The sequence below is a fragment of the Paenibacillus sp. 32352 genome (assembly GCF_002042965.1).
Classification (GTDB): Bacteria; Bacillota; Bacilli; order Paenibacillales; family NBRC-103111; genus Paenibacillus_S; species Paenibacillus_S vulneris.
This window is the reverse complement of the sequence record NZ_MZNT01000013.1, coordinates 183,146-208,561: the sequence shown is the minus strand read 5'-3', so window position 1 is coordinate 208,561 and position 25,416 is coordinate 183,146. Positions and strand designations below refer to the sequence as shown.

The 25,416-nt window shown below is 51.4% G+C and carries 22 protein-coding genes; 13 read left to right on the top strand and 9 right to left on the bottom strand.

Features of this window, described 5'->3' with window-relative positions:
• Positions 1–123 precede the first annotated feature (123 nt).
• Positions 124–732: a transglutaminase-like domain-containing protein gene (locus B1728_RS27005; RefSeq protein ID WP_079913529.1), complete on the bottom strand. Its 609-nt coding sequence runs from the start codon at positions 730–732 to the stop codon at positions 124–126.
• Between the two features lie 330 nt (positions 733–1,062).
• Between B1728_RS27005 and speB (B1728_RS27000) the strand changes: the two genes are divergently transcribed.
• The gene (gene speB, locus B1728_RS27000; protein ID WP_079913528.1) at positions 1,063–2,040 is read left to right on the top strand and encodes an agmatinase; all 978 of its coding nucleotides are present in this window, start codon (positions 1,063–1,065) and stop codon (positions 2,038–2,040) included.
• 148 nt (positions 2,041–2,188) lie between these two features.
• Here speB (B1728_RS27000) and B1728_RS26995 read toward each other — a convergent pair whose 3' ends face one another.
• On the bottom strand, positions 2,189–2,788 hold the full coding sequence (locus B1728_RS26995) for an ANTAR domain-containing response regulator (RefSeq protein WP_079913527.1): 600 nt from the start codon (positions 2,786–2,788) through the stop codon (positions 2,189–2,191).
• Between the two features lie 339 nt (positions 2,789–3,127).
• Between B1728_RS26995 and speB (B1728_RS26990) the strand changes: the two genes are divergently transcribed.
• From speB (B1728_RS26990) to B1728_RS26960, 7 genes are read left to right on the top strand one after another with little or no spacing between them, the layout of a single operon-like run.
• Complete coding sequence (gene speB, locus B1728_RS26990; RefSeq protein ID WP_306293552.1) at positions 3,128–4,108, top strand: agmatinase; 981 nt, start codon at positions 3,128–3,130, stop codon at positions 4,106–4,108.
• A gap of 26 nt (positions 4,109–4,134) precedes the next feature.
• Positions 4,135–5,772, top strand: a complete 1,638-nt coding sequence (locus B1728_RS26985; protein WP_079913526.1) for an ABC transporter substrate-binding protein — start codon at positions 4,135–4,137, stop codon at positions 5,770–5,772.
• Between the two features lie 20 nt (positions 5,773–5,792).
• Positions 5,793–6,767 (top strand): ABC transporter ATP-binding protein, encoded by a 975-nt coding sequence (locus B1728_RS26980; protein ID WP_079913525.1) that lies wholly within the window; start codon positions 5,793–5,795, stop codon positions 6,765–6,767.
• A 43-nt stretch (positions 6,768–6,810) separates the two neighbouring features.
• Positions 6,811–7,848 carry an ABC transporter ATP-binding protein gene (locus B1728_RS26975; RefSeq protein WP_079913524.1) on the top strand — a complete coding sequence of 346 codons (1,038 nt, stop codon included), beginning with the start codon at positions 6,811–6,813 and terminating at the stop codon, positions 7,846–7,848.
• Positions 7,841–8,791: an ABC transporter permease gene (locus B1728_RS26970; protein ID WP_079913523.1), complete on the top strand. Its 951-nt coding sequence runs from the start codon at positions 7,841–7,843 to the stop codon at positions 8,789–8,791. The genes B1728_RS26975 and B1728_RS26970 overlap by 8 nt, the downstream gene beginning before the upstream one ends.
• Before the next feature lie 17 nt (positions 8,792–8,808).
• A complete protein-coding gene (gene opp4C / locus B1728_RS26965; protein ID WP_079913522.1) occupies positions 8,809–9,741 on the top strand; it encodes an oligopeptide ABC transporter permease in 933 nt (310 codons plus the stop codon).
• Between the two features lie 53 nt (positions 9,742–9,794).
• Positions 9,795–11,090 carry an MFS transporter gene (locus B1728_RS26960; RefSeq protein ID WP_079913521.1) on the top strand — a complete coding sequence of 432 codons (1,296 nt, stop codon included), beginning with the start codon at positions 9,795–9,797 and terminating at the stop codon, positions 11,088–11,090.
• A 317-nt stretch (positions 11,091–11,407) separates the two neighbouring features.
• Here B1728_RS26960 and B1728_RS26955 read toward each other — a convergent pair whose 3' ends face one another.
• Positions 11,408–12,802 (bottom strand): sugar porter family MFS transporter, encoded by a 1,395-nt coding sequence (locus tag B1728_RS26955; RefSeq protein ID WP_483310997.1) that lies wholly within the window; start codon positions 12,800–12,802, stop codon positions 11,408–11,410.
• Positions 12,803–13,522: 720 nt separating this feature from the next.
• Here B1728_RS26955 and B1728_RS26950 point away from each other — a divergent pair.
• Positions 13,523–14,281: a hypothetical protein gene (locus B1728_RS26950; protein ID WP_079913520.1), complete on the top strand. Its 759-nt coding sequence runs from the start codon at positions 13,523–13,525 to the stop codon at positions 14,279–14,281.
• Positions 14,282–14,489: 208 nt separating this feature from the next.
• Here the strand turns inward: B1728_RS26950 and B1728_RS26945 are convergent, their stop codons facing one another.
• Both B1728_RS26945 and B1728_RS26940 read right to left on the bottom strand, forming a co-directional pair.
• The gene (locus B1728_RS26945; RefSeq protein ID WP_079913519.1) at positions 14,490–15,062 is read right to left on the bottom strand and encodes a permease; all 573 of its coding nucleotides are present in this window, start codon (positions 15,060–15,062) and stop codon (positions 14,490–14,492) included.
• 108 nt (positions 15,063–15,170) lie between these two features.
• Positions 15,171–15,770, bottom strand: a complete 600-nt coding sequence (locus B1728_RS26940) for a TetR/AcrR family transcriptional regulator (RefSeq protein WP_079913518.1) — start codon at positions 15,768–15,770, stop codon at positions 15,171–15,173.
• A gap of 267 nt (positions 15,771–16,037) precedes the next feature.
• Between B1728_RS26940 and B1728_RS26935 the strand changes: the two genes are divergently transcribed.
• Together B1728_RS26935 and B1728_RS26930 are read left to right on the top strand one after the other, a co-directional pair.
• Positions 16,038–16,715, top strand: coding sequence for a DNA-3-methyladenine glycosylase family protein (locus B1728_RS26935; protein ID WP_179136227.1), 678 nt, complete (start codon positions 16,038–16,040; stop codon positions 16,713–16,715).
• 17 nt (positions 16,716–16,732) lie between these two features.
• Complete coding sequence (locus tag B1728_RS26930) at positions 16,733–17,044, top strand: MGMT family protein (RefSeq protein WP_079913516.1); 312 nt, start codon at positions 16,733–16,735, stop codon at positions 17,042–17,044.
• 130 nt (positions 17,045–17,174) lie between these two features.
• Here the strand turns inward: B1728_RS26930 and B1728_RS26925 are convergent, their stop codons facing one another.
• Genes B1728_RS26925 through B1728_RS26915 form a run of 3 tightly spaced genes read right to left on the bottom strand, consistent with a single transcriptional unit; the run spans position 17,175 to position 20,963 of the window.
• Complete coding sequence (locus B1728_RS26925) at positions 17,175–18,518, bottom strand: AraC family transcriptional regulator (protein ID WP_079913515.1); 1,344 nt, start codon at positions 18,516–18,518, stop codon at positions 17,175–17,177.
• Positions 18,493–19,980, bottom strand: coding sequence for a sensor histidine kinase (locus B1728_RS26920; RefSeq protein WP_079913514.1), 1,488 nt, complete (start codon positions 19,978–19,980; stop codon positions 18,493–18,495). Before B1728_RS26920 ends, B1728_RS26925 begins: the two co-directional genes overlap by 26 nt.
• On the bottom strand, positions 19,977–20,963 hold the full coding sequence (locus B1728_RS26915) for a substrate-binding domain-containing protein (RefSeq protein ID WP_079913513.1): 987 nt from the start codon (positions 20,961–20,963) through the stop codon (positions 19,977–19,979). Before B1728_RS26915 ends, B1728_RS26920 begins: the two co-directional genes overlap by 4 nt.
• 219 nt (positions 20,964–21,182) lie before the next feature.
• Here B1728_RS26915 and B1728_RS26910 point away from each other — a divergent pair, with 219 nt between their 5' ends.
• Positions 21,183–23,219, top strand: a complete 2,037-nt coding sequence (locus B1728_RS26910) for a molybdopterin-containing oxidoreductase family protein (protein ID WP_079913512.1) — start codon at positions 21,183–21,185, stop codon at positions 23,217–23,219.
• A gap of 150 nt (positions 23,220–23,369) precedes the next feature.
• Here the strand turns inward: B1728_RS26910 and B1728_RS26905 are convergent, their stop codons facing one another.
• Positions 23,370–24,056 (bottom strand): TetR/AcrR family transcriptional regulator, encoded by a 687-nt coding sequence (locus B1728_RS26905; RefSeq protein WP_079913511.1) that lies wholly within the window; start codon positions 24,054–24,056, stop codon positions 23,370–23,372.
• A 252-nt stretch (positions 24,057–24,308) separates the two neighbouring features.
• On the opposite strand from B1728_RS26905, the gene B1728_RS26900 reads away from it, so the two are divergent.
• Positions 24,309–25,073, top strand: a complete 765-nt coding sequence (locus B1728_RS26900) for an SDR family NAD(P)-dependent oxidoreductase (protein ID WP_079913510.1) — start codon at positions 24,309–24,311, stop codon at positions 25,071–25,073.
• The last annotated feature ends 343 nt before the right edge of the window (positions 25,074–25,416 follow it).

The following is a 25,416-nucleotide window of genomic DNA, read 5'->3' as shown; positions in this document are numbered from 1 at the left end:
GTACCGAGGGGGCTCTTGGTCGTGTACTCGCCAGCAAGGAAGCTTAACCTTACTAAAGATTAACGAGATAAAAAGAAAGCTGCCAGGGAACTACCCACCCGCAGAATGCTTCGCTCTGCTCTATCACAAGTCAGTGGGGAGACGGTGAAGATACATCGTCAATACGTCGGTATGGCTGGCGAGGGTCTCCATCGTTTTGGCATTGGGTTGAGCGTAAATGACAGGATAGTCGATTTCCTCATAATGCGTGCGTATTGGGAAAGCGAGCTTTTCCTCGGTTGTAGAGAACTCCGCCTGTACGCCTTCCTTGTTACCGCGGGCGTCAATGCGTATCCAACGCTGCAGCGAATCGAGGTAGACTGCGTTCAGGGCATGAATGCAATAGCCGGTGTCCGGGGTATCGCCTAGCGTCAGCTTCTGGTAGCAGAACCCTGTCGGGATGCCCTGGCTGCGGAGGATCGCGGCCAGCAGATTGGACTTGGCATAGCAGATGCCCTGGCGATGCTCAAGCACTTCCGAGGCCCTTCTAGTGACAATGGAGCCTTGAATATCCCAGGAATGATCGATCTCATCCCGCACAAACTCGAATGCGGCTTTGACCCATGCCTGCTCGTCGGCCGCGTCCTTGCGGATCCGCTGAGCGACGGCCTGTATAGCCGGATGGCTGAAATCGACGACTTCCGACTCAGATAAATAATCTGTTAAGTGATCAGATTCGCATACAAGATTCATAGAGCTGCAACGCCTCCTGATTGGTTTTGTACTCCATTCAATGTCATCTATGTGTTACTTAGTATAAAACACTATGGGTTTTGATCGGGATTTTGTCAATGGCTTTGAGGAAAAAAATTAATTTTTTAAAAAACAAGTTGACTATATGGGATATAAATGTTAACTTAAATAACATAAACCGCACAATTACATAGTTCAAGCTTAACGGCATCGTCAGGCTTGATTCGGCAACAGAGCCGCTTTCTTTTCGATAAAGAGGGCGGCTTTTTGCGTGTGGTGGCGCAGTAAGGTGTTAGGAAGGAAACTATTTTGATGCGGAGGTGCTGTTGGATGTATCGTCCATTATTTGAAAAAGGGAAGCCGGGTTTTGCGGGAATTCGCACATTTATGCATTTACCGCATGTGCGGACGCTGGACCATGTGGATTATGCGGTCATAGGGAATACGTTCGATACCGGTGCCGGCTTTGCTGTAGGGACTCGGTTCGGCCCCTCGGCCATTCGGGAAATGTCTCAACGGATTCGGCCGACGAATCCTGCACAGGGGATCGATTCCAGCGAGTATTTATCGGGGATTGATTATGGGGACTTGATGGTGTACCCCGGTTATATCGAGCAGAGCTACGAGGCGATCAAGGAACAGCTGCAGCCTATTTTTGACAAGGGAATCATACCGGTTATTTTGGGCGGCGACCATTCGATCTCCTACCCGCATGTTCAGGCTGCCGCCAAGACATACGGTCCGATCAGTCTGGTCCATTTTGACTCCCATTCGGATGCTTGGAAGCCTGTGGATGACAATCGCCCATTTTCTCACGGCAGCATGTTCTGGCATGGGGCTCAGGAAGGCTGGATCGATACGTCGAGCTCTATCCAAATGGGAATGAGGGGGTGCTCGAGCCTTACGCATTACGAGGAAACCAGAGAGCTTGGCTATGATTTGCTGACGACGGATCAGGTGAAACAGCTTGGCCCTGAAGCTTTATGCAGCCGAATTAAGCAGAGGGTGGGTCAAAGGCCGGTTTTCCTGACGTTCGATATCGACTTCCTGGATCCGGTATTTGCTCCGGGGACGGGGACTCCCGAGGTCGGAGGCTTTAGCACCTACGAGGCCATTCAGATGCTCCGCGGGCTGAAGGGGCTGAATATCATTGGCTTCGACCTTGTTGAAGTGCTGCCGGACCGCGATCCGGCCAGAGTGACGGCGCTGAATGCCGCTCATATCGTATATGAGGTCATTACGCTGCTGGCCTTGAATAAACGGGATGCAATGGGAGAGAAGGTGCCGGAGGCAGTGGCGGGCTCGTAATTCTTTGCTTTTGCTGATCATGAACAAAACATTCGCGCTTATCCTGTTTGGGTAAGCGCGATTTTTTTAACGTTATACAATGTATGAATTTCGGGCTTCACGCAAAATGTGGCTTCGAAGGCAAAGTCTCATCTTTGTGAGGCTATTTTTATGGAGTGATATCGTAATGTTTGTGCTGAGGTGTAGATTTGTTTTTGGTGATGAGACTGTTCGTTCTCAGTACGGCTTGAGCGACTTCGACTAATTTCTTTCTTTCATTCATGGCTTGGGTGCGCATCATTTCGTAAGCTTTGGTTTCGCTGACGTCCTTGAGCTTGCTGAGCATGATCTTGGCATCGTCCACCAGCTTTTTTTCTTCGAATTTGGTGGCGAGAAAGCTGTACTCTCTCTCCAGATGCAATCTCCGCTGAAAGCCTTTGATGCCGAGCAGGAGGGACCACTGCAGTTCGTTGTCGTTCATTCCGCAGCAGAGAATGCCATCTACCTTGTCGTGGGGAGCCGCGGTAGCAGGCTTGCGCTCTTCGCACCACCAGAACAATGGGAGGGTGAAACGGGCATTCGCCTCATGAAGCCAATGCTTGAGCCTGCAGGCAGGGACGTCCAGAACGATGATGTCCGCTTTGCGCTGAACAGAGTCGAGATTGCCGGCTTCAATCGAAGTGACCCAGTAGTCTAGCTCCTTCAATCTTGCATCCACTCGGCATTTGGTTGTTGGGATGTCATGAACGTGCAAAATCCGGGTCTTCATGCATAATCACCTCGATATAAGAGTATGGAGTTGAAAAAGACATGGGGTTGAAAGTGAGGTATAGGTTAATTATCAAAGAAAACAATTTAAAATGTCAATAATAATGTTATATTTATGTTATATAATATAACAATTAATATGAGGAAAATGAAGTTTTGGTGATTTTGCGTTAATATAGTTGACATAAATGTGATGCTCATCTATAATAAAGCCATAACAACTGCATAGTACACAATCATCCAGGCGATGATTTGTATAGGCAAAGAGGCCGTTGAATTCTATCAACCGGCCTCTTTGTGCTGTTTTCAAACCAAAAGGAAAAAAAGGGAGAGTGGAGCTATGATGTACCGTCCGCAAATTGAAATGGGTAAGCCTTTATTTTCAGGAATTCACACGTTTATGCATCTGCCGCATGTCCAAACACTGGATCAGGTTGATTTCGCCGTTATCGGAGTTCCGTTTGATACCGGGGTGAGCTATGCAGTCGGGGCCAGATTCGGCCCTTCGGCTATTCGCACGATGTCACAGCGCATTCGACCGATATCCCCGGTCCACGACATCGATATTTCGGAGTATTTGTCCGGCATCGATTATGGCGACCTTACCGTGCATCCGGGTTATATCGAGCAGTCGTACCGGGCGATTGAAGAGCAGCTGACACCGGTCTTCGAAGCGGGGATTGTGCCGATTATGCTGGGCGGCGACCATTCGATCTCTCTTCCCCACCTTAGGGCTGCAGCGAAGAAGCATGGTCCGGTATGCCTCGTCCATTTTGACTCCCATTCCGATACCGGGCGTTCCAAGCATCCGGAGCGGATGTGGTCTCATGGAGCGGTGTTCAGCTATGCTGTCGATGAAGGGCTCATCGATGCGGAGCATTCCATCCAGATGGGGATGAGGGGGAGTGCTTTTAAGCCGAACAACCTGGCGGACGCCAGGGAAATGGGCTTCGAGGTTCTCACCACGGATGACGTCCGGGAGCTGACCATTCCGGAGCTGTGCGCCAAAATTAAAGCGAGGGTTGGAGACCGGCCGGTATTCCTGACCTTCGATATCGACTTCCTTGATCCGGTCTATGCACCGGGAACAGGAACCCCGGAGGTGGGAGGCTTTACAACGTACGAGGCGCAAAAAATGCTTCGCGGACTGGCCGGACTCAACTTCATCGGCTTTGATCTCGTGGAGGTGCTGCCGGATCGGGATGCCAATCAGATTACGGCACTGAACGCAGCGAATATTGCCTTCGAGTTTGTCTGCCTGTTGGCCGTCAAACGTCGAATGGATAGCGTGACTGCCGAAGATACGGTCACTGTAGGCTAGAAGAGACAAATAAGGGGGATGAGTCGATGAAGAAGACATACAAGACATGGGGCCTTATATCTCTCGCTTTGCTGATGCTGGCCGGCTGCAGCAAGCCTGCCGCAACGGATAAGGGTCCGGCGGCTGCGGCCGGAAGCACGGCAGGCGCCGCAGGAAACCAATTAACCGTCGGCATTACGAATCCGCCTTTAATGTTTAATCCGATTGATTCCGACGGAAGCGGGTCGAGCGGGGCCGTATTCATCTACCGGTACTTTTTCGACTCCTTGGTGAAGACGGTAGGCCCGTTGGATTTTAAAATGGCGTTGGCGGAATCCTTCACTACCGAGGATAACCAAACCTATAAGATAGCGATCCGCAATAATGCGAATTGGACGGATGGCAAGCCGGTCACCGCGCAGGATGTGGAATTTACGATCAATCTGATCGTCAATCCGAAGACTATTACCACGCAGCGCTCTGCGATCTTCGCTTTGTCCGGCTTGAACGAGAAGGGCATGCTTCAGGCCGGACAGGATAAGCTGTCATCGGTCAAAGTTATTGACGACAAGCATCTGGAGCTTAAGACCTCCAAGCCGGTAGACCCTAACCTGCTGTACGAACGGTTTAGCGATCTGCTCATAGTCCCCAAGCATGTGCTGGAGGGAGCCGATCCGGCGGCGTTGAACCAGAACCCGTTCTGGAGAAATCCTAACGTGACGTCAGGTCCATACAAGTTCGTGAAATACGAGAATAAAGCCTATGTCGAGCTGGAGGCTAACGAGAATTATTATCGCGGAGCCCCCAAAATTGCCAAGGTCTTCGTTAAAATTATGCCGGCCTCCAACATGGTCGCCCAGCTGCAATCCGGCGAGCTCGACATGAATGCCGCCCAAGGCTCCGGCAATATCCCGGCCTCCGAGTGGAAGACCGTGAAGACCTTCGCGAATCTGCGAACCGAGGAGCAGCAGACAAGACGCTACAACTCCGTTGAAATTAACATGGAGCGCTTCCCGGATAAGAAGGTGCGGCAAGCTCTGGCTTATGCGATTGACCGCCAGATGATTGTCGACCAGTTGATGCCGGGAGCGGGGGAGCTTCAGGACGGCCCGTATTCAAACTCGCATCCGTATCACGATAAAAATGTGAAATCCTACGGCTTCGATCCCGAGAAAGCGAAGCAGCTGCTGAAGGAAGCGGGCTTCGATATGAACAAGACCATCGAATTGATCGTTCCGACGGGAGATAAGACGAGGGAAATGGCAGGCAATATCATTCAGCAAAACTTCCAGTCGATCGGACTTAAGGTTAAGCAGGTGAACTTTGATTTCCCTACGACGGTGTCACGGCTTGTCAAAGGAGATTTCGACCTGGCGCTCAGCAGCTTCGGCAGCTTGATGGACCCTGACGGTCCGGCTACGGTATATCGTTCCACAGCGGCATTGAACGATATGAGGTACAAGAGCAAAGCCGTTGATGACCTGTTCAACCGGGGAATGAACGAGACGGATAAGGACAAACGATTCCAGATTTATAAAGAGCTGCAGAATACGATTCAGGAGGATGTTCCTCTCATTACGGTCTATTCCGAATACAACCTGATCGCCCTGTCCAAATCGGTCGAAGGCAAGGGCGGCGTAACGGATGGTATGCATTACAGTGTGAACGAATGGTACCGCAAATAAAAAAACAATGAGGTGAGCACATGGAGGAGCTTTTGGAAGTCCGCCAGCTTCGTACAGCGTTTCGAACCGAAGCGGGAGAGGTGACCTCGGTTGACGATGTCAGCTTTACGCTGATGCAGGGAGAGACATTAGGCATTGTAGGGGAATCCGGCTGCGGGAAAAGCGTGACCTCCCTGTCTATCCTGAAGCTGCTCGGACGAAACGGCAGCATCAAGAGCGGCTCGATTTTGTTCCAGGGCCAAGATCTCGTCACTATGCCGGATAATGAGCTCGGTTCTCTTCGGGGCAAAGAGATCGCTATGATCTTTCAGGATCCGATGTCCTCGCTCAATCCGGTATTCACGATCGGCAGCCAGCTGACCGAATCGATCCGGATTCATCTGAAGCTCCGAAGCAGGGAGGCTTGGCAGTATGCCGTCGGGTTGCTGAAGGCGGTCGGATTCCCGAGGGCCGAGGAAGTGATGCACCAGTATCCTCATACCATCTCGGGAGGTATGAAGCAGCGTGTCATGATCGCCATGGCGCTGGCCTGTAAGCCGAAGCTGCTCATAGCCGATGAGCCGACCACAGCGCTGGACGTCACGATTCAGGCGCAAATTCTGGAGCTGATGAAGCGAATCCGCTCCGAATCGAACACCTCGATCATACTTATCTCTCATGATCTGGGCGTCGTAGCCGAAATGGCGGACCGCATTATCGTCATGTACGCGGGGCAGGTGGTCGAGGAAGCGGAAGTATTCGAGCTGTTCGAGCGCCCTATGCATCCTTATACCATCGGATTGATGAGGTCCATTCCGCATTTGGAGCTGGAGGACGAAGAGCTGCAGTCCATTCCGGGGGCAGTCCCCTCTCTGCTCGATATGCCGGAGGGCTGCCGTTACCAGGCCCGATGTACGATGGCTGCGGAGATATGCAAGAAGGCCCCGCCGCTGGTCGAGGTGGCCGAGGGCCATAAGGTAAGGTGCTGGTTGGCCGGGAGCGAGGCCGTGCAGTAACACCATGAATGATATCAAATCCCAATGATGGAGGGGAACGACGATGCTGACAACCGGAAGAAGCGCAACAGTGCCTCAGGAGCCTCTATTGCAGCTGAAAGGGGTTAAGAAATATTATCCGATCAAACGCGGGGTGTTCTCCCGCACGATCGGCCATATCAAGGCGGTGGACGGGATCGACTTGGACGTCTACCCCGGCGAAACGGTAGGACTGGTAGGGGAATCCGGCTGCGGCAAATCGACGCTCGGCCGCAGCATTATCAAGCTGGAGGAGATAACGGAGGGAAGTATTCTGTTCCAGGGCCAGGATCTTGCTCCGATGGGCTTATCCAGGATGAGATCTCTCCGTTCGGATTTGCAGATGATTTTCCAAGATCCTTATTCCTCGCTCAACCCGCGCAAGCGAATTGTTGAACTTATGACAGAGCCGCTAAGGACATTAACCGGCGTGAGCGAGGCGGAGGCGCTCCGGCAGGCGGCAGAGCTGATGGAGCTTGTAGGCTTATCCCCGCAAAGCTTGGGCAAATATCCGCATGAATTTTCCGGAGGGCAGCGCCAGCGTATCGGCATTGCCCGTGCGGTGGGGCTTCGTCCCAGGCTGATCGTCTGCGACGAGCCGGTATCGGCGCTGGACGTATCGATTCAGGCTCAAGTCTTGAACCTGCTGAAGGAGCTTCAGCAGCAGTTCCGATTAACCTATCTGTTCATCGGTCATGGGCTCGGGGCGGTCAAATATGTGAGCGACCGGATCGCCGTCATGTATTTGGGCAAAATCGTAGAGATAGCCCCCAAGAAACGAATCTTCTCTGCCCCGAGGCATCCTTATACGAAAGCGCTGCTGGATGCTTATCCGGCACCCAACCCGAGTATGAGAAGCGCGCAGCGGATCGTACTGGAGGGCGATGTGCCGAGTCCGGCTTCGCCTCCTTCAGGGTGCCGCTTCCACACCCGCTGCCCGATAGCGCAGCCGGTTTGCCGAGAGAGGGAGCCGGGCTTATCCGCAGGAGAGCATAGAGTCGCCTGCCATTTTCCTCTCGAAGGGGCGGAAGCGTCCGGAGCGGAGGAGCGTGCCTATGCTTAACTATGTCATCCGCCGGTTATTGATTGCCATTCCCGTACTGCTCGGCGTCACCTTTCTGAATTTTATCATCATTAATCTGGCTCCCGGCGATCCCGTGGATATGTATGTCAATCCCGACGTCTCTGAAGCGGATAAAGCCATTCGCCGCGAGGCGTTAGGCTTGAACGACCCGTTCCTGCTTCGTTACCTGAAGTGGCTGCTGAATCTGGCCCATGGAGATTTGGGGCATTCGTTCAGCTCCTTTCAGCCGGTCGTTAACCTCATCTCCGAGCGTATCGGTCCTACATTGCTCCTGATGGGAACCTCCATCCTGTTCGGTTATTTGATCTCCATTCCTATCGGCGTCTACTGCGCCGTCAAAGCCAATTCCAAGTTCGACTATTTCATGTCGGCGAATTCTTTTCTATGGGTATCGATCCCCAGCTTTTTCCTAGGTCTCGGCTTGATCTATGTGTTTGGCGTACTGCTCGGCGTTCTTCCGACGGGAGGCATGAGCACGATGGGCGGAAGCGGGGGCGTGTGGGACACCGTACTGCATCTGATTTTGCCTACGATAACTCTCGGGACCTCGATAGCGGGCGGGATGGTGCGGTATGTACGCTCCAGTGTGATGGAGGTATTGGGCCAGGACTATTTGCGAACGGCCAGAGCCAAGGGGGTTAAGGAGTTTTTCGTTGTCAACAAGCACGCGCTTAAAAACGCGCTCATTCCCGTCATAACGATCGCAGGGCTCGACATCCCGATTCTGATCGGGGGAGCGGTTATTACGGAAAGTATTTTTCAATGGAACGGTATGGGCCAGCTCACCATTCAAGCGATTCTTTCCCGGGATTTTCCTCTGTTGATGGGAATTAACATGCTGGCCGCTCTCACGGTGCTGTGCGCTAACTTATGGTCCGATTTGATGTATGCCGTTGTTGATCCCCGGATTAAGTACAATTAGGATGGAGGGAGAACCTTATGTCTTCGATGGATATGCAAAAAGAACTGTCCGCAGCAGAAGCGCTGCCTTCAATTCTTCAAAGCCGATCCCCCGAGTTTGTGTCCGACAGCTATGCCAAGATCATCCTCAGGCGGTTTATGAAGCATAAAATGGCGGTAGCCGGCTTGGCCGCGCTTGCGCTTTTGATCCTCATCGGCATCTTTGCTCCGATGCTCGCACCCTATGACCCGAACGCGATAGGAAAGGCCTTCTCTGCCGCTCCTTCTGCCGAGCATTGGCTCGGAACGGACCAGGTGGGGCGCGATGTGCTGAGCCGTCTTATCTATGCGACCCGCGTTTCCTTGGCGGTAGGTGTAGTTACCGTAGCTCTTTATGTTATGATAGGTACGGTCATCGGAGCCATTGCCGGCTACATGGGCGGCTGGGTCGATATGGTGATCAATCGGGTGATTGATGTGGTCATGTCCTTCCCGAGCTTGATGGTTATATTGGTGCTTGTCACTGTACTTGGCACCGGGTTATCGAATATTATAATCGTATTGGCTTTGCTCGGCTGGCCTTCTGTGGCCAGGCTCGTCCGAGGGAGTGTGATGTCCTTGCGGCAAACGGAGTTTGTCAAAGCAGGCATAGCCCTTGGGTTGAGTACACCCAGACTGTTGTTCGGCCATATTCTCCCCAATGCCCTGGGACCGATTCTTGTGAATGCAACCTTCGGCGCAGCGGCGGCCATTTTATCCGAATCCTCGCTAAGCTTTCTCGGGATGGGGGTTCAGCCTCCGACGGCCAGCTGGGGCAATATGTTAAACGCTGCGCAATCGATTACGGCGCTGACGAGTCAGCCATGGCTGTGGATTCCCCCGGGGCTCATTATCATCGTCTCCGTATTATCGATTAATTTTATTGGAGACGGTGTGAGGGATGCTATGGACCCTAAGAAAATTAACGCTTAATGGGGAGGATTCCGGGCTGGCGGCGACTTTACAATGATAGTGGTGAGAAAAAAATGAACGTAAAACAAGCTTCGTCTGCAGTCGGGTCCGTTCTGCAATCTTTTCCAAGAGATGCTCTGTTCTTCTTAACGGCCAGCTTTGTGAATTCGACGGGCAAAGCGGTCATGTGGCCTTTGACCACCCTATATGTTCACAATGTGATGGGAAAATCGTACGGGGAAGCCGGGCTGATCGTTCTGTATCAGGCATTGTTCAGCGTGCTCGGAGAATTCGCAGGCGGCAATCTGTACTATCGGATCGGCCCCAAGGCGATGATCTCCGGCTCTTTTACTCTTTCCTCCTTGGCGTTATTCTCCATTGCGTTTACGGATAGCTGGCCGATCTACATTATGCTGGTCTGTCTGCTCGGGTTTACGAACGGCATCTCCATGCCGTCGATGAATGCGTATGTCGGCTTCCGCTGGAAGGAGCATCGGCGCAAGCTGTACAACGTGATGTATGTATGCAACAACTTCGGCTTGTCTATTGGGGCGATGGTAGGAGGACTTATTGCATCTATTTCGTTTAAGTTAACTTATGTGCTGACGGGAAGCACAACCCTGCTGTTCGCCGTTTTCCTGTATTTCTTTATGAAGGAAAGCTCTGTCCAGACGGCTGAAGATGCATCGGTGCAGGGACAAGAGGAAGGGAAGGGTGCTTCCTCCGTAAGAAAAGAAATCGTTCAGCTAAACCGCGGCCAGCTGCTGCGAAACGTGAAGCTGTATTTGTTCCTTTCGATCGGCTCCATGTTCTTCTGGCTGTCTTTCACCCAATGGTCCACAGGAGTGGCGCCTTATATTGAAGAGCAGGGAATGGACTTGAAGTTCTACAGCTTACTATGGACGGTTAACGGAATCGTTATTCTTGTGGGGCAGCCCTTTACGAGCTGGATTAAAAGAAGGTTCGCGCAAAATATCGTCCGGCAAATGCTGATCAGTGCACTATTCTCCGTATCGGCGTTCTCCTTCATCCTATTCTTCCATGAGCTGTACCTGTACTTGATCATTGGAATGATTCTGGCTACGCTGGGCGAAATGATGCTGCTGCCGGCCATACCGACCTTCTTCTCGGAACGCTCCGGAATCCATGCCCCGTTCTATATGGGGCTGGCAGGAGGCTTCGCTAATGTCGGAAGAATGATCGGACCGCTCATGTTCGGGCATGCGTTCGATTTATGGGGAATCGGCGCCGTGTTCTTCCTGGGTACACTCTCATCTCTGGCGGCTTTGGTCATGTTCTTCATTCATTCCAATATGAACAAGGATCCCGATCCGGTGACGGAAGTGAAGCTGCGTACGTTGCCTCATTAATATTGAAGCTGAATAGGCTTTCCACCTGCACGCTGCATAAAGAAAAACAGACCGCCAATTTGGGCGGTCTTGTTTTGTTTGAGAAGCATGTAGTGAATATGCCGTAAAGCAGGTGGAGTATGTCTCGGAAGAGCGGTAGCGTCCACCTTTGTTATCAGGAAATATCCGCTAATACAATGAGAATTAAAATTTTCCTGAGAACAACAGTGGCTGGAGGGACATACTCCACCGTAGCATCGAAGCATAGTTCATGTTTTGGCTTCTTCAGCAAAAAGACCGCCTCTTTCGATATCGAGGCGATCTTTTTTCAATGCAGCTTATGCTTTTTCAGCCGACCATAGAGATTCAATTTCCTCCAGTGACTTGCCTTTGGTCTCAGGAACTACACGCCAGGTGAACAGTACCGTGATCAAGGACATGATCCCGAAGATCCAGAAGGTCATTGCAGGTCCAGCCGAATTAAGCATGGGCGGGAACGACTGCGAAACGACGTAATCGGCTGCCCAAAGCGCCATAGAAGCTATGGCTGTAGCTCTGCCGCGAATCCGGTTAGGGAAAATTTCGGCTAACAGGACCCAAACGACAGGGCCGAGCGAAACGGCAAAGGCTGCGACATAGAGCAGGATGAAGATCAGCACAAGCGGTCCGGAGGTATGTCCCGTATGAAACGCGATGCCAATGACGGCCAGACAAAGCGTCATAACGGAAGAACCGACGAGCAGCAAAGCTTTGCGGCCTACTTTATCAATCAGCCATAGTGCCAGAATAGTAAACAAGAAATTAATAAATCCTACTAATATCGTCTGCACCAGCGATGCGTTCGTACCTGCGCCGGTTTGCTTAAAGATCTCCGGAGCGTAATACATGATGGCGTTAATACCGGTAATTTGCTGAAGAACCGCTAACGCTACGCCGATGATAAGAGCAATTCTTAGACCCGGACGGAACAATTGACGGATAGACGCTCCTTTTTCCTGCTTGAAGCTTTCTTTAATATCCAATACCTCTTGACGGGCCAGCTCCTCCCCGTGAACCTTCAACAGGATCGGCAGCGCTTCAACCGGTCTGCCTTGCTTGATCAGCCATCTAGGGCTCTCAGGTACAAAGAAGAGCAGTACCAGGAAAATAACCCCCGGAATAGCGCCGACTCCAAACATCCAACGCCATGCGGTAGAGATGTTCCAGGCTTCATCCCCAGCCCCGGCAATGCCGGAGTTGACAAAGTACACAAGGAAAATCCCGGTAACGGTTGCAAGCTGATTCAAAGCAACAAGACGTCCACGGTATTTCGCGGGCGCGATTTCGGCATTGTACAACGGGCACAAGGTAGATGTAATCCCGATCCCAAGACCCCCGATCATGCGGGCGATGATATAGCCGGTGAATGTATCCGGAATGGCCGAACCGATCGATCCTATAACAAAAAGAATGGCGGCGGCGATCAGCACCTTTTTCCGGCCGAACCTGTCACTTAGAACCCCGGAGCTTGCAGCCCCGATAATACAACCGATAATAAGGCTGGATACGGCCCAGCCGACCTGCAATTCATTCAAGTCGAAGCGGGCTTGCATAAAGCCGATGGCTCCCGAAACGACGGCTGTATCAAATCCAAATAATAAACCGCCTAACGCGGCCACTATGGAAACGAGCGTAACGAACTTCATGCTTCCTTGTTCTGTCTGCTCGTCCGTTTTTGTCATGGTCATATCCATAGGAATGCTCCCCTTTCTGTCTTGCCTCTGTTGCGAACGAGTTCATTATAGCACGCGTAAGAACGGGGATGGCGGCCGATCGTCTTCACTTATTTGTGTTGTTCCTGCATTTAATTTGCCCTGATTTTTTAAAGGGATTCAAAACGGGAAGGGTAGCACATATTTGTTGCTTGGTAGCAAAAAAGTGCTTGGGGGTCGGTAAAAAAGGATGACGCGATTTTGATGTGATCTACTTAGGGGGAAGTTATATTTTTTGGCAGGGAAGGCTGATATCAGTTGAAAAGGTAAAATAGGATATTTTTAAATTATTATGAAGTGGGAAGCGTATCTGGTCGATAAAAAGTAGAAGCTCATTGTGATTGAAAAGGGGCACCTTTAATCGAAACTATTGTTGGATCTCCAGCTCTTAGTTTTAAATATATCAAATTGATACTGGGAGATGTGACTTATGCAAAGGAATTTCGCTTCCGATAGAAGCTTTGCTGCCCCAAAAAATAATAAAGATAGCGATTTTTTATTTTGGCTTAATATGTTAGAAAAAAAGATAAAAAAGCAATAAAGAAAAATTAGCAATTGTTCAACGTCTAGTAAACGACTGGAATAACCGGGATGTAGAACACCTAAAATGGAGAATCCTATATGTTGATGAAGATATGCAAGTTACCGAGGAGACATTCTCGTACATAGATAGGGGAAAGCATTAAAATTGAAGGACGTGTTATGTTGCAAACAAAAAGAATTGGAATGATTTCATTACTTACTGGGACAGTGCTACTGATTTTATCAGTCTACCCCCTCTTTTCCATATTTCGAGAGAGTTGGTTGAGTTCCAATGTGAATTCAAGATATGAAATAAAACCGGCCATTGATATATTCAATAAGCATGATGTTGCTAAAGAGCTAAAGTCGAAAAATATATTGGCCTCTCCGTTCGAATGGGAAGGTAACGTAATAGAGGTAATAACAAAAGATACTGGTAAGGATTCACCAAAGTCCAATGTTAAATTTAGAAAAGAAAAACACATAATGTTAGTAACAATTAAAATCAATGGAAAAGAAGTAACTGAACCAACACAAGCTTGGCTACCTCCTAAAATTGAGGAGGATAGTGATTATTTATCTATGCTAAATGTTGTTATAGTTTCTGATAAGAAAACCAGTAAACAAAAATTAATTATTGTCCAAAACTTGGTGGAAGATTGGAACGGATGGCAAATTGAATCGCAAAAGTGGCGACTAATGTATGTGAATAAGGATAAGACAATAGAGGAAGAGACATTTTCTTATCCAGAACGTTCGGAACATTTGCTGGGTGTGAAGTTAGTACAGATTTCTTCACAAGCATCAACATTTATTGGGTATACTACTAATTACTACTTACCCAATATTTTCTATCCGCTCCTCTACCCTCTATTCACTTCTTTGTTAGGCTTCATACTACTTATAGTTGGGGCGATTTGGTACAAAAAAGTAACTTGACGCTTTGTGTTTGTTATGGATGATGGGGTGAGATAGATTCGTTCAGTTCGATGTTTTCTTACTTTATCAAAAGTAAGGCGAAGTCACTTGAATGAGCCTTTTTCTACCTAGAATCCACGGAATAAGAAGTTTTGGAAATAAGTTACAAACAACAGAAAAAGTATGAATGACTATCCCTAGCCGAACTCTAGGGATAGTGCATCCCCTCTCACCCTACCCCCAACACATCTGTAACTAACGCCAACACAAGCAGCAAACCCATAACCCCGCTGGCCGCGAAGGCCCAAGCTTTTCTTTTACCAGCGCTACCGGATAATAAAGAACGTGCATACATAATAAACCCAATGACAAGCAGCAAAAGCTCCAACACTACGCTGACGGCTGGAAACTGCCATAACCCGAACCCAAGGAGAGGAAGGTTGCCCAAGTTGCCAGGGAGCAAGGGGAGGTCCACCCGATGCACTAGCAGGTCGAGCAGCCAATGGCTGAAGACAACGGAGCCGATGACGAGTCCGCTGCGTTTTCCCCAGAAGGATCGGGCTAGCAGGCCGGCAAGGAAAGAGAGTATGAGTGCCCCTGCTAAGGAATGGGTATAATCGGCATGGATAATATTGGATCCATATCCGGTTCCATTAACAGGCTCCATCGTTTCTACACCTGACAAGAAAAGCGGAACAAACACAACGTCCAGCAGCTGCGTGCTCAGCATGAGTGCCCACAATGGCACTTCCGGAGCCTTAGCTTTCACCGCGGCAGCCAGACCAAAATGTCCTGCGAACATGTTACATCCCTTCCTTTCGTTGAGTGGAGCGGTCTCTAGAGTCCAGCCACCCGCATCCTGCGCTAAAAAGAATAACGAACAATAAAAAACTCATAGCCTTCCACTCCTTTAGGTTTCCGGTTTAGCGATGGTTTCCAGGTTCTGTTTCATAGCTTCAATACCCGCAAGGAAGGTATCGATCAGCAGACGGAAGCTGACATCGAGATCAAGCGGCAGTCCAAAGCCGCCCCGCTGTTCCAATGAAGCAAAACCATGCAGCAGGCTGCGTAATCCCCGCACGGCATGTATGGCAGCATCACCCTGCAGATCGTAAGCGTGCAGGACACGTACGGCGAGGTCGACGATGTTCCCTCCGACCTTTTGGATCTCCATGTCCGCCGGTTCAGGGGCGCGGAGAGTTGCATCATACAAACCCGGATGGGAGCGGGCAAATGAAATATATGCTTCGCTTATTGCGTGGACGGCGGCAGCACCGGACCGGCCTACGGCCGCGTGCGTCATGCAATCGAGCAGCTGCTCCAGCCCGTAAACGGCGAGCTTTTTGCGAAGACCGGGCAATCCGTTGACATGGTTGTATAGGGAGGGGGATTTGATATCCAGCCTTTGAGCCAGGGATGCCAGCGTAATCTCATCCAGCCCTTGAGAGTCGGCCATTTCTGCTGCCGCTTGCAAAATCGTGGACAAATCAAGTCCGATTCGTGGTGACATGGGTAAGCTCCTTTTCGAATAAAACTAATAACCTTAGTTTTATAATAACTAATGGTATTAGTTTTGACAATAGGATAATTCCATAAAATGAAAAAAATATAAGCTTATGTGGTGTTAAGCGAGAGGGAATTGCTTGAAGTACGTTTAGGTCGGCAATTATAATAAGTAGAAAGTATGTTCGATTATGGACCTGGCTCTCAGGAAGACATTTTAGAAAATGCATGAGTGATTTGATACTAAAAAAGATCCTTGGAAATGAGGAATTCCATGACATCCTTATTCGAATTACATGCGGACGAGCCTAGACTTCGTCAATTATGCCTTCAAGACACCAGATTGGCTATGCTGGTCAGAGCGGTGGGTCCGTTAAACGTGCCGAAGAGAACGGACGGTTTTGAATATTTGGCCAAGTCGCTCATTAACCAGCAGCTTTCGGTCAAAGCGGCAGCGACGATCTGTCAGCGCGTGGAGCAGCAGTGCGGCGGGATCACACCGGATTCCATGCTCAATGCATCGGAGGACATCCTGCGCGCCGCGGGCGTTTCCAGGCCCAAGATCGGATACATCCAAGGGCTGGCTCAACTGGTCAAGCAGGGAGAAATCGACTTTGCCGCATGGGAAGGGATGAGCGATGAGGATGCTATCGAGGCATTGACGAAGATCAAAGGAATTGGCCGATGGACGGCGGAAATGTTTCTGATTTTTTTCATGGGCCGGGACAATGTACTGTCGATGGGGGATGCCGGGCTTCGCCGTGCAGCGTTGTGGCTCTATGAAGGGGAAAAAGGAAACGGAGCCGCTGTGTTGGAGCAGCAAAGTGTGGCCTGGGAGCCTTACCGTTCGATTGCCTCTTTGTATTTATGGGAAGCTATCAACCAGGGTCATGTCGTTGAGGGGCCGTATAGCAAATTTTGCGAGAAGCTCGCAGAGCAGCAGCGTGAATAGGGGAGCGGGTGAAGGGAATGACGCCTTTTACTAGGCAGGTGATCGAGATTATTAAAGCCATACCGGAAGGGCATGTCATGACTTACGGGCAAATCGCGGAATTGGCCGGAAGCCGAAGAGCGGCGAGACAGGTCGTGAGAATTCTTCATTCATCCAGTAAAAAATACAATCTCCCGTGGTACCGGGTCGTCAATGCCAAAGGCGAGATAGGGCTCCAGGGAGACGAAGCCCGTTTCCTGCAAATCATGCACCTGCAAAATGAAGGGGTCGCCGTGGACGACGAGGGCAAAATGGATTTGACCCGCTGGCAGTACCACCCGGAAGAATGAAGGGAATAAAGTTAGCGGTTTATTAACGATCTGACTTATATACCTTGTAAACCATTAAGGGCATGTAGAAATTACCTAAGCTTGAGCTGGGTGAATACAGGCCTTTTTTAGCTTTTATATAGCCAAAAGCTTAGTTCTCCTGCCCGCGATAATCAGTCGGAGTCATTCCGGTCACTTTTTTAAACACCCGGCTGAAATAGTTGGGGTCCTTGTAGCCTACCTCGAAGCAAACCTCTTTGAGACTTAATTCATTGGAAGCCATCAGCTCTTTGGCTCTCTCAATTCTTAGCCGGGTGAGAAAGTCGATAAAGGTTTCCCCTATGTGCTGCTTGAACACTTTGCTGAAATAGTGGGGATTGAGGTGCACGACGTCAGCGACCTCCTCAAGCGAAATATCTTCGGTGAATTTGCTCTCGATGTAGCTTTTGGCTTTATCCAGGACGTGGATCGTCTGTTCCTCGCGCTCCTCGCGAATGCGCTGCAAGGCAGACAGCACGTAGGACCGGTGCTCGGCGGATTCCCTGTGATCGCTTGCACGGGCAAGGGCAGAGCCGCCGCCTTGCTTGGTTACCTCTTCAAACAGGCAGACTTTGCCGCCCTCCTCAAAATATGTCGAAGCAAAGACGGCTTCGAAATACGATTTGCGCAGTCCCTCGACATTCGAATGAGTCGAACCGATGCCGATGGAGGCTGTAAGAGAGAGCTGGCGTTCCGTCAGAGCGCATATCTTCTCTCCGTACTGCCGCAGGGTCGATTGCCAGTCCGAGCCCTGCACGGCGGCAGCTTTGCTCAGAAAGACCGCCATATGCCGGTCGATGAAGGAGCTGACGAGAGAAGGTCCGGCAAAATGAGATTTGGCGAAGCTGCGGACCGTATCGTAGATTTTGGTTTTATCCTGCGAGTAGACATGATCGGAGAAGGCGATCACGATCGAGCAGCCTTGCTCCAGCGGGAAGCTCAGCCATTCGGACAGCAAGGGAGCGCTGGCTCCCGTCACCTGGTCTACCATGAACATGAGGGCCAGCTCATTCTCTACGAGCGGCTGCAGCTGAGAGACCTTGTCCCTAAGCTGAAGGTCCTCCGCCCGTTTCAGGCGCTCCCGTTCCAGCTCATCGATAAGCTGCTGCAGGATCTGAACGACTTGCTCCCGCCGCGCCGGCTTCACGATATATTCCTTTACGCCGAGGGTCAGCGCTTCTTTGGCATAGGAGAAATAGTCGTATGCGGTGACGAGCACCATCTTGGTCTCGGGCAGCAGTCTTTTAATCTCCCGAAGCGCATCCAGACCTTGAATGCCGGGCATATTGACATCCATCAGAACGATCTGCGGGCGGTGCTCTTCCGCCCGTTCAATGGCCATCCGGCCGTTCTCGGCATGAATGACTTCGAACTGGCCGGGCAGCATGTTCTGAACGATCCATTCGAGCCCTTCGCGCTCCAAAGCCTCATCATCGGCTATCAACAGACGATACATCGGTCGGTTCACTCTCCTTTCTATCAGGGATACGGATCAGAATACGGGTCCCTTCCCCAGGCTTGCTTTCAATGTGGATCAGATCATTCCGTCCGTACAACAATTGCAGACGCTTAAATACATTCGCCGTCCCCAGTCCCGTGGACGGTTTCTTCGCTTGCTCCGACGCTTCTCCGACAGCGGGGCGTACGTTCCCCTCCTGACGGAGGAGCCTTTGCCGGACGTCCTCACTCATTCCGGCACCGTTATCCTCGACGGCCAGACAGACACCTTCGGTATCCCGCCGGACGGCGATGCGGATCATGGCGCCTTGCTCCATGCGCTCAATGCCGTGCAAAAAGGCGTTCTCCACCAACGGCTGGATGGTAAGGGCGGGAATGGGTGCCGATAGAGCGGAAGCATCGATATCCATTTCGAAACGTACCCGGTCGCGAAAGCGGGCCTGCTGAATCGCGATATATTCTTTCAAATGATCGAGCTCATCCTTCACTGTTACCGGCTGGTCCAGCTTGCTTAAGTTATAGCGCAGCAGATTGGACATGGACACGATAAGGTCGCTCGTTTGCTCCGCTCCTTCAATCAACGCCAGCTTGGAAAGCACGTTGAGCGTATTGAACAGAAAATGGGGCTGGATCTGGCTTTGCAGCGCCTTAAGCTCCAATTCCTTCACGAGACGGTCCTTCTCGAGGCTTTCCTTATCCTTTTCAATCAGGACGGATAAATCCGCCATCATTTGCTGGAAGGTATCAGATAAAATCCCCAGCTCATCCTCCGAACGAGGGGGAGCGGCTTCGCTGGCTGACTCCAGCTGGCCTTTGGATACACGCTGGGCTATCCGGACAAGGCGGCGAACCGGTCCGGTAATGCTCCCGGATATCCATAAGGCGAGCCCAATCCCGAGCAGCGTGTTGACGATAAACACGGCGGCTCCCAGCCGGTTCAACCGGTTGTTCTCCACTTGAAGCTGCTGGTAGGCAGGCTGGTACGAGCTCAGCTCCAGATCGACGAGGGCTTGTCCGGCCTCCCGGATAAACCCGAGTGTGGATTCCGCTTCTTCATAATGGCTTAACGCCATGGAAGGAGAGTGCTCCAGGGAGGAGGAGAGAGAGGCCTGCTCCTGCTCCTTCAGCGTATCGAGCATATGAACGTAGCTTGTCAGCTCCGAAGGGTGAAGGGAGGATGGGAGCTGTGCCGAGAGCTCCTCGCGAATGGCGGCCAGTTCTGCTTGTCCCCGTTCGAGCTCGGTTGTATCAGTTCCTTCCGGATTCAGCAAATAGCCGTACAGTGACTTTAACGTTTGCTCGGCCGTTTGAGCGGACTGCTTGTACTGCAGCATCCGGTGCATCATGCGGTCATAGCTGGTCTGGACGATCTTCTCGCTCTGAAAGACGAAGAAGGTCACGGCATTAGCCAGCAGCACCAGCAACGGGATAAACAGCAGCAGCTTGGTGCGGATCGTCATCGGCAAGCGCCTCCTGCCGCGCCGTCCAGCGCAGCTTTGTCAAGAAGCGTGACGGCAATGAAATGCTCCTTCTCCGGAGCTTGACCGCTCCAATATTGCTCCAGCAGCTTAACCGCATCGAAGCCCATCCGGTAAGGCTGCTGCACGATGGAGGAAGCGATTTTGCACTGGCGGATGCCCTCTATCGTCTCCGGAAGGTCGTCGAAGGCATAAATTTGCAGATCGCTCCGCTTAGCCCGTTCCGCCGCTTTCATAATGCCTATGCCGTCCAAGGCGCTGAATCCGACCATGATCTGCATTTGCGGATGGTCCTTCAGCATATCGGCCGCTTGCTGCTCCGCCTGCAGCCGGGAAATATTGGACGTTCGCACTTCCGTAATCGCAAGGGCCGGATTATGGCCGATGGCCTTACGGAACCCCTCCAGCCTGAGCTGCTGGCTCTGAGCGGAGCTTCCAACAAGGACTCCGATGCTGCCTGCGCCCCCGGCCTTTTGGATGACAAGCTCGCCCATCTGCTTGCCTGCTGCTTCGTTGTCCGTGCCGACGTAGGACAGCCTGCTGCTGGCCGGCTCGTCCGTATCCACGGCAATGACGGCGATGCCTTGGGCAATCGCTTTATCGATCCACTGCCGATACTGCGGATCGCCAAGGCCTTGTACCAGAATGGCATCGGCCTTGGCCGCAATCGCCTTCTCCAGCAACTTCGCTTGCTCGGCCGGATTGATGCGGAAGGAGCCGGTATACTCCAGCTCCCATCCGTTCTGCTTCACAGCGTCGCGCGCTCCCTGCTCGACGGATCTCCAGAATGGGTTATCCAGCTCCTGCGAGATGAGTACAATGTGGCGCGGAGCCGGTTCCGATACGGCCGCCGGCGGCTTCACAAGCTCACGAATCCGCAAGGTCGAGAACAAAAATTGCAGCAGCAGGCCGATGAAGACTATGGTAAGAACTAGAAGGCTTATGGACCATTTTCGATTCGACATGCTTGCCTCCGTGCTGCTATGATAAGACGCCGCTAGACGTTTTTCTTCTTATCTAATTATACAAAACTGGCGGCGGAATCCCAAACGGACGAAGCAGCAGAGCAAGCCCGGAAGGCAAGTCTTTACTAATCCGGGGCTTTTTCATAAACTGATACTAGAGTAAAGAGTCTGTGTGACCGGCTATCGGCCAAATCTAAACAGGACGGAAGGAGCTGCAGCATGAGTTCTGCGATACATCAACAAACAGGAGTGTTTCCATCCGTATGTTCTTTGGATTGCCCGGATCAATGCGGTTTATTGGTGCATAAGGAAAACGGAAAAATTGTGAAAATCGAAGGAGACCCTTCGCATCCGGTTACCCAAGGGGCTATCTGCAACAAGGTCCGCAATATGGGCGAGCGGATTTATGACGCCAAGCGTCTCCAATATCCAATGAAACGTACGGGGAAAAAGGGAAGCGGGCAGTTCGAGCGCATCACGTGGGAGGAAGCCATCGAAACGATCACCTCTCATTGGAAAAAGACGATTGCAGAGTACGGCTCGGAAGCGATTATGCCTTACAGCTTCTACGGGAACATGGGATTGATCGGAACGGAAGGGATGGACCGGCGGTTCTTTCACCGTCTCGGTGCAACCCGGTTAAAATACTCGATTTGCTCTGCGGCCGGCTCGGAAGGCTACAGCTATACGATGGGCGCCGGTGTCGGGACCGACCCGGAGGAAACGGTTCATACGAAGCTGTTCATCATGTGGGGGATCAATACGGTCAGCACCAACATGCATCAGGTGGTCCTGGCCGAAAAGGCGAGAAAGAACGGAGCGCAGGTCGTCGTGATCGACGTTCACAAAAACCAGACCGGACGCTGGGCCGACTGGTTCATTCCGATCAAGCCGGGTACGGATGCAGCGTTGGCGCTTGGTCTGATGCATATTTTGTTCGACGAGAAGATGACGGACGATGCATTTTTGCAGGAATATACGGTAGGCCATGAAGAGCTGCGCCAGCATGTGCGGCAGTATGATCCTGTCACAGTATCGGGGATCACCGGTGTGCCTGTAGAGGACATTTATAAGCTGGCCCGGATGTACGGGCAAACCTCGCCTTCGTTCATTCGAATCGGCAACGGCCCTCAGCATCACGATAACGGGGGCATGTGTATCCGCACGATCTCGTGTCTGCCTGCCCTGACAGGACAGTGGCTTGTGCGGGGCGGGGGCGCGATCAAGGGCAACGGCTCGGTATTGGTGCATAATGAGTTCGCTCTGATGCGTCCGGACCTGCTGCCGGGCAAGGTCCGCCAGGTCAATATGAACCAGCTGGGAAGCGCGCTGCTGGAGCTGGACCCTCCTATCCGCTCGATGTACGTCTACAATTCGAACCCGGCCGTCGTAGCTCCTGAGTCGAATAAAGTAAGGAAGGGGCTGGAGCGGGAAGACTTGTTCACCGTCGTCCATGATCTGTTCCTGACAGAAACGGCGAAGTATGCGGACATCGTGCTGCCGGCGACATCGGCGTTTGAGAATACGGACTTTTATGCTTCTTATTGGCATCATTACATTCAAATTCAACAGCCGGTGATCGAGCCTTACGGCGAGAGCAAGTCGAATGTCGATGTATTCCGCCTGCTGGCGCAGGCTATGGGCTTTGAGGATCAGGCGCTGCGGGATACGGACGAGGAGCTGATTCGCCAGGCGTTGGATAACCCCGCGAATCCGGCGATAGCGGGAATTACCTACGAGGCCCTTGTGGAACGGCAGTATGTCAAAGCAGATGTGAAGTCGCTGTTTCCAGGCAAGCTGCAAACGCCGAGCGGCAAGATTGAGCTGTATTCCCAAGCGATGGAGAAAAAAGGATACCCTCCATTGCCGACCTATACGCCGCTGTGTGAAGATGAGGACCTGCCGTTCCTGTTCATTCCGGGACCAAATCATAACTTCCTGAACTCGACATTTTCTAATAACGAGAAGCATGTCCGCATGGAAAAGACGCAGAAGCTGCATATGAATGCGAAGGATGCTGAGGCTCGCGGCATTCAGAACGGAGAGCTCGTGCGTGTATGGAACAGCCGCGGAGAATGTGAGCTGACCGCCTCGGTAGGGGAAGATGTGCTGCCTGGCGTTGTGGTGAGCCAAGGGCTTTGGGCGGACGCGCCGGGCGGGAAGAGAAACGTCAACGCCCTGACCCCGGACCGCATAGCGGATATGGGAGGAGGCGCGACCTTCTTCTCGGGCCGCGTGCAGGTAGATAAACTATAGCCAGTTCAAGTTAGCGTTCAGTTGAGCACTTATCAATAGATACAAATAGACCGTACCAGCGTAGGGATAAGCTCCCCTTAGAGCAGCAGGCTTTTATTATGTCGCCTGTCTACTTGAAGGGGAGCTTATCTTTTATACAGCAGGTACGGTCTATTTTTGGGATTGTGGCGTATTAGCGGCGCCGGCCGGCCCCCGCAAATAGTCCAAAAAGATTTGTTTCATCACCAGCAGCTGGGTTTCCGGCTCCATGTCGGATTCCAGCATTGCGATGTTTTTTTGCAGGGACAGCTTCTGCGCGAAAATACCGAATGCATTGGCCATCGTCGATAACGTATCCGGAATGGAGATATCCGAACGAATCGAGCCATCGTGTATTCCTTCTTCCATGATGCGGTGATAGATCGCCGAGATCTGATGATATACGGCGTTGAATTTATCGATATCCTCCAGCGGCTCCGGCGATTGGGCGGCATAGCTCTGGAAGGCTTCAAGAAGCCTGGTCCGCTCCCCGCGAGTTTCGCGGCTGAAGGACGTGAAATGATCAAACACTCGCTCCAGCTTGCTGAGGCAGCTCTCCTGCCTTGCGGCTATTTCCTCGAATACAGGCGCTTGAGACTCCATAAGGCGGGTGGCCACGGCGACGATCAATTTATCTTTCTTGGGAAAGTACCGAAACAAGGTGGCAATGCCCACATTATCTTCTTTGGCGATGTCCTGCATGGTAGCCTTTTCGAAGCCTTTTCTCAGAAATACACGTTCTGCAGACGCGATAATGCTGCTGAGTCGCTGCTGCTTGCCTTGAAGCCGCTCCTGTTCCCATCTGCTCTTAGGGTCCATTAACGTTCAACTCCTCAACCATGTCATGTCATAATTGATAGCCATGCTATCAAAATGACCAATCGTTGTCAACTTCACCTGCTTTTTCTTGCATGGAAAGAAGGGGGACGGATTGAAAAGAATAATGGCTAGTGATATAATCAATATTGTAATGATAGTAACACTATCATATAGGTAGTAATACTATCATTATCCCGATTTTCCCTATCCGCTAAGGATAGAACACCCATACTGCTAAGGAGATGGAACAACATGACAACTGCAGTTACGAACCCCATTGCTGTAATTACCGGTGCAGGAAGCGGTATAGGAAGAGCCAGCAGCTTGAAGCTCGCTCAGAACGGAGCCAAGGTGGTATTGGTCGATTACAACAAGGAAGCCGGAGAAGAGACGTTAAAGCTTGTGCAGGAGCAAGGCGGAGAAGGGATCTTCGTTCAGGCCAACGTAGCGAAGAGTGAGGATGTACAATATTATGTGAATGAAGCCGTCAAGACCTACGGCCGGATTGATATATTTTTCAATAATGCAGGAATCATTCAAAAGTTCTCGATGCTTTCGGACACCGACGAGGCTGAATTCGACCGTATCCTGGCGGTCAACGTCAAAGGAGTCTTCCTCGGGCTGAAATATGTTCTGAAAGTGATGGAGAGCCAAGGCAGCGGAACCATCATCAATACGGCCTCCACGGCAGGAATTCGCAGTGAGCACAGCGCGGGCGTCTATTCCGCCAGCAAGCATGCGGTGATCGGGTTGACGAAATCGGCCGCTTTGGAATACGTGAAGAAAGGAATCCGTGTGAACGCGATTTGTCCGGGAGGAGTGAAAACCGCTCTGACGGATAGTGTGCCTGTGACGATGCAGCAGACCGGCTATGTGCCTGAGGAAGTCTCGAATATGAGAATGGGCCGCTTCGCACAGCCGGAAGAGATCGCGGGCATGGTAGCCTTCCTGGCTTCTCCCGAATCGAGCTACATGACAGGCTCTATCGTGCTGGTAGACGGCGGCTTGACGCTGTAAAAAAGTGAACCTGGGAAACAAACGCAATCTGCGATGACGCGGGTTGCGTTTTTTTTGTACATAGATCGGAAGGGAACATGCATGGCTTGGTTGCAGCTAAGGCGAATTTGAGACGGGATTGTAAAGGTTTTGTATTTTTTGCTCGTACCTAATATACAGCACCCCCTAGTTGTGTTACTTTATACGTGTTGATTGCAACCCATGAGGCATAGACAGAGAAAGCGGCCGATGTTTGCGGGATACGACGCGGCATAGCGGTTATTTGTGCTGAACGTTTGCATTAGTGCTGTGCAGCTTTTAAGTGATGCAGTAATGGTTTGTGATTTTTTCTCAGTAATCTTAC

Coding starts and splice junctions, on each gene's coding strand:
- B1728_RS26960 (WP_079913521.1), top strand. CDS start 9,795: ATGAACGTAAAACAAGCTTCGTCTGCAGTCGGGTCCGTTCTGCAATCT.
- speB (WP_079913528.1), top strand. CDS start 1,063: ATGTATCGTCCATTATTTGAAAAAGGGAAGCCGGGTTTTGCGGGAATT.
- B1728_RS26970 (WP_079913523.1), top strand. CDS start 7,841: ATGCTTAACTATGTCATCCGCCGGTTATTGATTGCCATTCCCGTACTG.
- opp4C (WP_079913522.1), top strand. CDS start 8,809: ATGTCTTCGATGGATATGCAAAAAGAACTGTCCGCAGCAGAAGCGCTG.
- B1728_RS26995 (WP_079913527.1), bottom strand. CDS start 2,788: ATGAAGACCCGGATTTTGCACGTTCATGACATCCCAACAACCAAATGC.
- B1728_RS26925 (WP_079913515.1), bottom strand. CDS start 18,518: ATGTATCGTCTGTTGATAGCCGATGATGAGGCTTTGGAGCGCGAAGGG.
- B1728_RS26980 (WP_079913525.1), top strand. CDS start 5,793: ATGGAGGAGCTTTTGGAAGTCCGCCAGCTTCGTACAGCGTTTCGAACC.
- speB (WP_306293552.1), top strand. CDS start 3,128: ATGATGTACCGTCCGCAAATTGAAATGGGTAAGCCTTTATTTTCAGGA.
- B1728_RS26950 (WP_079913520.1), top strand. CDS start 13,523: ATGTTGCAAACAAAAAGAATTGGAATGATTTCATTACTTACTGGGACA.
- B1728_RS26915 (WP_079913513.1), bottom strand. CDS start 20,963: ATGTCGAATCGAAAATGGTCCATAAGCCTTCTAGTTCTTACCATAGTC.
- B1728_RS26945 (WP_079913519.1), bottom strand. CDS start 15,062: ATGTTCGCAGGACATTTTGGTCTGGCTGCCGCGGTGAAAGCTAAGGCT.
- B1728_RS26900 (WP_079913510.1), top strand. CDS start 24,309: ATGACAACTGCAGTTACGAACCCCATTGCTGTAATTACCGGTGCAGGA.
- B1728_RS26935 (WP_179136227.1), top strand. CDS start 16,038: ATGACATCCTTATTCGAATTACATGCGGACGAGCCTAGACTTCGTCAA.
- B1728_RS26955 (WP_483310997.1), bottom strand. CDS start 12,802: ATGGATATGACCATGACAAAAACGGACGAGCAGACAGAACAAGGAAGC.
- B1728_RS26920 (WP_079913514.1), bottom strand. CDS start 19,980: ATGACGATCCGCACCAAGCTGCTGCTGTTTATCCCGTTGCTGGTGCTG.
- B1728_RS26905 (WP_079913511.1), bottom strand. CDS start 24,056: ATGGACCCTAAGAGCAGATGGGAACAGGAGCGGCTTCAAGGCAAGCAG.
- B1728_RS26910 (WP_079913512.1), top strand. CDS start 21,183: ATGAGTTCTGCGATACATCAACAAACAGGAGTGTTTCCATCCGTATGT.
- B1728_RS26930 (WP_079913516.1), top strand. CDS start 16,733: ATGACGCCTTTTACTAGGCAGGTGATCGAGATTATTAAAGCCATACCG.
- B1728_RS27005 (WP_079913529.1), bottom strand. CDS start 732: ATGAATCTTGTATGCGAATCTGATCACTTAACAGATTATTTATCTGAG.
- B1728_RS26975 (WP_079913524.1), top strand. CDS start 6,811: ATGCTGACAACCGGAAGAAGCGCAACAGTGCCTCAGGAGCCTCTATTG.
- B1728_RS26985 (WP_079913526.1), top strand. CDS start 4,135: ATGAAGAAGACATACAAGACATGGGGCCTTATATCTCTCGCTTTGCTG.
- B1728_RS26940 (WP_079913518.1), bottom strand. CDS start 15,770: ATGTCACCACGAATCGGACTTGATTTGTCCACGATTTTGCAAGCGGCA.